This is a genomic window from Streptomyces hygroscopicus subsp. hygroscopicus, from assembly GCF_001553455.1.
GTDB classification, from domain to species: Bacteria; Actinomycetota; Actinomycetes; order Streptomycetales; family Streptomycetaceae; genus Streptomyces; species Streptomyces hygroscopicus.
In genome coordinates, this window is the sequence record NZ_BBOX01000356.1 from 1 (window position 1) to 5,459 (window position 5,459).

2 protein-coding genes, 1 rRNA gene and 1 pseudogene are annotated in these 5,459 nt (G+C 73.0%); 1 reads left to right on the plus strand and 3 read right to left on the minus strand.

Translation table 11 applies throughout. The features are described from left to right. Positions 1-113 precede the first annotated feature (113 nt). Complete coding sequence (locus tag AXW62_RS30970; protein WP_060947418.1) at positions 114-1,151, minus strand: HAD hydrolase-like protein; 1,038 nt, start codon at positions 1,149-1,151, stop codon at positions 114-116. Positions 1,152-1,226: 75 nt separating this feature from the next. On the opposite strand from AXW62_RS30970, the gene AXW62_RS30975 reads away from it, so the two are divergent. Beyond that, positions 1,227-2,591, plus strand: coding sequence for a DUF1015 family protein (locus tag AXW62_RS30975; RefSeq protein WP_060947419.1), 1,365 nt, complete (start codon positions 1,227-1,229; stop codon positions 2,589-2,591). Positions 2,592-3,262: 671 nt separating this feature from the next. Here AXW62_RS30975 and AXW62_RS45210 read toward each other — a convergent pair. Together AXW62_RS45210 and rrf are read right to left on the minus strand one after the other, a co-directional pair. After that, a pseudogene (locus AXW62_RS45210) lies at positions 3,263-3,902 on the minus strand (tetratricopeptide repeat protein); the annotation flags it as partial. 1,350 nt (positions 3,903-5,252) lie between these two features. Beyond that, positions 5,253-5,369, minus strand: a 5S ribosomal RNA gene (gene rrf / locus AXW62_RS30990). Positions 5,370-5,459 lie beyond the last annotated feature (90 nt).

Consider the following 5,459-nt stretch of genomic DNA (forward strand, 5'->3'; position numbering starts at 1 on the left):
CGAGCACCTCACCAGCCGTACCCCCTGCGAGACAGGCCGCACCCCGCGGCCCCCGAAACCGCACCCCGCAGCCCCGGAAACCGCATCCCGCGGGCCCCGGAAGACGAGTCCGCTCACAGCCCCAGCCGAGCCAGAGCCTTCCCCGCGTCCGCCTCGCTCACAGCGTCCCCCGCCTCGGCCCAGGCCGCCGCGCACAGCGCCCGCAGACCGTCCAGCGGCTCATCGCCCTCCCCCGTCAGCACCAGCGCGCCCTCCTCGGCCCGCGCGACCCAGCCGCCGCACCGGAACCCGTCCGAGGCCTCGTCGTGCGCCACCTCGGGCTGCGGTGTGAGCAGCCCCCGCAAGTCCCTGTCCACGTACGTCGGCCGGTGCTTGGGCTCGGCGGCCAGCAGCTGGGCGGGCGTGGTCACTCCGGTCAGCACGAGCAGCGAGTCCACCCCGCCCGCGTCAGCGCCCTCGATATCGGTGTCCAGCCGGTCCCCGACCACCAGTGGCCGCCGGGCGCCGGTCCGCAGGATCGTCTCCCGGTGCATCGGCGGCAGCGGCTTCCCCGCGGCCTGCGGGGACGCGCCCGTCACGATGCGCACGACCTCCACCGCCGCCCCGTTGCCCGGTGCGATGCCCCGCCCGCTGGGAATCGTCAGATCCAGGTTGGAGGCGAACCACGGCAGCCCGCGCGCCACCGCGTACCCGGCCTCCATCAGCCGTGCCCAGGGCATCTCCGGCCCGCCGTACCCCTGCACCACTGCCGCCGGGTCGTCGTCCGCCGAGTCCACCGGCGTCAGCCCGCGCTCGCGCAGCGCCACCCGCAGCCCCTCCCCGCCGATCACCAGCACCCGCGCCCCCCGCGGCAGCTGCTCGGAGATCAGCCGGGCGACCGCCTGTGCGGAGGTGATCACATCGTCGGGCGCGGCGGGCACCCCCAGCCGCGTCAGATGCACGGCCACCGCCTCCGGCGTCCGCAGCGCGTTGTTGGTCACATACGCCAGCCGCATCCCGCCGTCCCGCGCGGTGACCAACGACTCCACGGCATGCTCAATGGCCTCGCCGCCCGCGTACACCACCCCGTCGAGGTCCAGCAGTGCCGTGTCGTACGCCTCGTTCAGCGCGCGCCGGCTGGACTCGGGCCGGGTGCGGACGGGCTGGTTCATGGGGCCACTCCTCGCAGATCTGTGCGCTTCTCCCCCGATCATCGCTTATCGCCGTGCGGGGCATAACATTCACTGATGAGCATTCCAGGGCCTGGCGGACAAGGTCTGCAGCTCACCCCCTTCCGGGGGCTGCGCTATGTCGCGGAACGGGTCGGCAGCCTCGCCGCCGTCACCTCACCGCCCTACGACGTGGTCGTTCGGCCCGATGGCCTGCGCCGGCTCGAGACGGCGGACCCGTACAACATCGTCCGGCTGATCCTGCCGCAGGCCGGGAGCCCCGCCGACCGCCATCGCCAGGCCGCCGAGACGCTGCGCCGCTGGCAGGCCGAAGGAGTCCTCGCCCCGGACCCGGAACCCGCGCTCTACGTCTACGAGCAGCGCGACGGCCGGACGCTCCAGCGCGGACTGATCGGCGCGCTGCGGCTGAGCCCGCGTGAGGAGGGCATCGTCCTCCCCCACGAGGAGGTGATGCCGCATGTCGTCGAGGACCGCGCCGATCTGATGCGCGCCACCGCGGCCCACCTGGAGCCGCTGCTGCTCGCCTACCGCGGCAACGGCAATGGAGGCGAGGGGAACGAAACCTCGGGGAACGGAACCTCGAAGAACGCAGCCGCCGAGAAAGGGACCGGCGGGGCCGCGCAGGTCATCGAACGCGCCATCCAGCACGAGCCGTTGCTCTCCACGACCACCGAGGACGGCGTCCACCACCATCTGTGGCGCGTCACGGACCCCGCCGACCTCGTGGCGGTCGCCGCCGACCTCCGTCACCACCAGGCCCTCATCGCCGACGGCCACCACCGCTGGGCCACCTATCTGCGGCTGCGCGAGGAGCGGCGGGAGCCCGGCCCGTGGGACTTCGGACTCGTCCTGCTCGTGGACACCGCCCGCTACCCCCTCCGGGTCCGGGCCATCCACCGGCTGCTGCGTCGCCTGCCGCCGGACAAGGCGCTCCCGGTGGCCCGGCGAGCCTTCCGCGTGCGCGAGATCGACGGGCCCCTCCCGCACGCCCTGGAGAGGCTCGCCGAGGCCGCCACCGCGCCGGCGGGCGCCGAGCCCGGCGCGCGGAATGCCTTCCTGGTGGCCGGGGACGGCCGCTTCCACCTCCTGGACCGGCCGGACCCGGAGCTGCTGGCCCGTACGGTCCCCCAGGGACGGCCGCAGGCGTGGCGGACGCTGGACGCGACGGTGCTCCACCACGTCCTGCTGGACCAGCTGTGGAACGTCCCGGACACGCCCGAAGACATCGGCTACATCCACGATCCGGTGGCCGCCGTCGAGCAGGCGGAGCGGCTCGGCGGTACGGCGGTGCTGATGCACCCGGTGTCCGAGGACGTCGTGCACGAACTGGCGCGACAGGGCATCGCGATGCCGCACAAGTCGACGTCCTTCGGGCCGAAACCGGCGACGGGGCTGGTGCTGCGGAGCCTGACGCTGGGCTGAGCCGTCCGGTACCGGATACGCGCGTGGGGCGGGCGCCAGCCGGACTCATTACCGCTGGACTTGGCGGCCCGGACCCGGATACGCGCGTGGGGGCGGGCCCTCGGGATCCCGCCCCCACGCCTGGCGTCAGCTGTCGCCGCCGTCCTTCCGAGCCCGATCCTCGGACACGGCCCCGGCCTCTGACTCGCCCTTGGGCTCAGCCTCGGGCCCAGTCTTGGGCTCAGCCTCGAGCTCGACCTTGGGCTCAGCCTCGGACCCAGTCTCGGACTCAGCCTTGGGCTCAGCTCCGGACTCGGCCTCGGATCCAGTCTTGGGCTCGGACTCCATCTCGGCCTTGGGCTCAGCTCCGGACTCGGCCTCGGCCTCGGCCTCCACCTTGGGCTCGGCCTCGGACTCAGCCTTGGGCTCAGCCTCGGACTCGGATGTCGCCTCCGCCACGCGCTCGACATCCTCCTCCTGGACCCCGGCGCCCTGGTCCTCGTCCTCGCCGGACGTGGCCTCCCCGGCCTCGGCCTCGGGCTTCTCGCCCCGGACCTCGCCCTCCTGCTCCTCACCCCGGACCTCGCCCCCGGGCTCCTCGTCCCGGCCCTCGGCCTCGGGCTCCCGCTCCTCGACCTTGGGCTCCTCGAGCGGCGACTCCCCGGCCGACCGGGAAGCGTCGTCCACCTCCTGCTCGGGGTCGAGAGCGTCCAAGAACTCGACCCCATCCAGCTCGGCGAGCCGGTCCGAGGCGTCCGTCGTCCCGCCCTGGTCCGCCTCGAGCGCCTTGGCGAACCACTCCCGGGCCTCGTCCTCGCGGCCGACCGCCAGCAGCGCGTCGGCGTACGCATAGCGCAGCCGGGCGGTCCACGGCTGGATGGAGTTCGAGGCCAACTCCGGGCTCTGCAGGGTGACGACGGCGGCGTCGGCCTGGCCCATGTCGCGCCGGGCGCCGGCGGCCACCATCCGCATCTCGACCTGGCCAGCCCGGTCCAGCTTCTGCACCTCGGGCTCCCCGGCCATGGCCAGCGCCCGCTCGGGACGGCCCATACCGCGCTCGCAGTCGGCCATCACCGGCCACAGCTCGGAGCTGCCGGTCATCCGGCGCGCGGCGCGGAACTCCGCGAGCGCCTCGGCGTACTTCCCGACGGCGTACGAAGCGAAGCCCGCGGCCTCGCGCACGGCGGCCACCCGGGAAGCGAGCCGCAGGGCGACACGCGAGTACTGGTACGCCCGCTCGGGCTCGTCGTCCAACAGCTTGGCGACCATGACGAGGTTCTTCGCGACATCCTCGGCAAGGGTCCTCGGCAGGCTCATCAGCTCCTGCCGCACGTCCTTGTCGATCTCCTCACCGGTGACGTCCTCGGGGATCGGCAGCCGCTTGATCGGCTCGCGGTCACGGTCCCGCCCGCGGTCGTCACGGCGCCCGTAGCCACCGGCGCGGTCGTCACGGCGCTTGAACCCACCGCCACCGGGGCCGCGGTCGTCCCGGCCCCGGCCCTGACCGTACGGGCGACGCGGCCCACGGTCATCACGGCCGCCCCGGAAGCCACCGTCGCGGTCATCGCGCCGCGGCCCGCGCGGCCGGTCGTCCCGACGCTCATCCCGACGGTCGTCCCGCCGGAACCCGCCACGGTCCCGGTCATCACGCCGGAACTCACCGCGGTCCCGATCGTCACGCCGGAACCCACCGCGGTCCCGATCGTCACGCCGGAACCCACCGCGGTCCCGGTCATCACCCCGGGACCCACCGCGGTCACGATCATCACGCCGGAACCCACCGCGGTCGTCATCCCGCCGGAACCCAGCACGATCATCATCACGACGGTAGGAAGCCCGCTCGTCCCGGCGCCACTCGTCCCGGCGCTCGTAGCCACCGCCACCCCGACCGCCACGGTCACGGTCGTCGCGACGGAACCCGCCACGGTCGTCACGCCGCTCATCCCGACGGTCGTCGCGCCGGTAGCCGCCACGGTCATCGTCGCGGCGGAAGCCCGGCCGATCGTCACGGTCCCGCCGGAACCCCCCCTGGCGGAACCCACCGTCGCGGTCGTCACGACGCGGCCCGCGCGGCCGGTCGTCCCGACGCTCGTCACGACGCTCCTCGCGACGATCGGCCCGCCGATCATCACGGCGGTCGTCCCGACGGTCGTAACGGCCGGTGGGACGGCCGCTCCGGTCATCCCGGCGCCCATAGCCGCCGGGGCGGCCTCCGCGGTCATCGTCCCGCCGCGGCCCGCGCGGCCGGTCGTCCCTGCGATCATCACGACGCTCATCACGGCGGTCGTCACGCCGGTCGTCACGGCGGTAGCCGCCACGGTCATCATCACGACGGAACCCGCCACGGTCGTCATCGCGGCGCGGTCCGCGCGGCCGGTCGTCCCGGCGATCATCCCTGCGGTCGTCACGGCGCTCATCACGGCGGTCGTCACGGCGGAAACCACCACGGCCGCCGTCACGGCGCGGTCCGGAGCCGCGGAACTCCCGCCGGTCGCCGGCGTCCCGGCGCCGCGGCTCGCGGCCCGACCGGTCGTCGGGAGAGTTGGTGGACATCGGCGTGACTCCTGTCTTCTGTACTACAGCCAGTCTCCCGCACCGGACTCACCGATGCGGGCCTCAGCAAAAACAAAAAGGACCCTTGGTCCCAGCATGCACGCTGGGACCAAGGGTCCTTCAAAGATTGTTCGGCGGCGTCCTACTCTCCCACAGGGTCCCCCCTGCAGTACCATCGGCGCTGAAAGGCTTAGCTTCCGGGTTCGGAATGTAACCGGGCGTTTCCCTAACGCAATGACCACCGAAACCCTATCGGGTTCTAGCGAACAAGCACACTCTTCAATTGAATAAAGTGGAACTGATTCACCGGTGCGACTGTTCGCAACCCGGGAACCA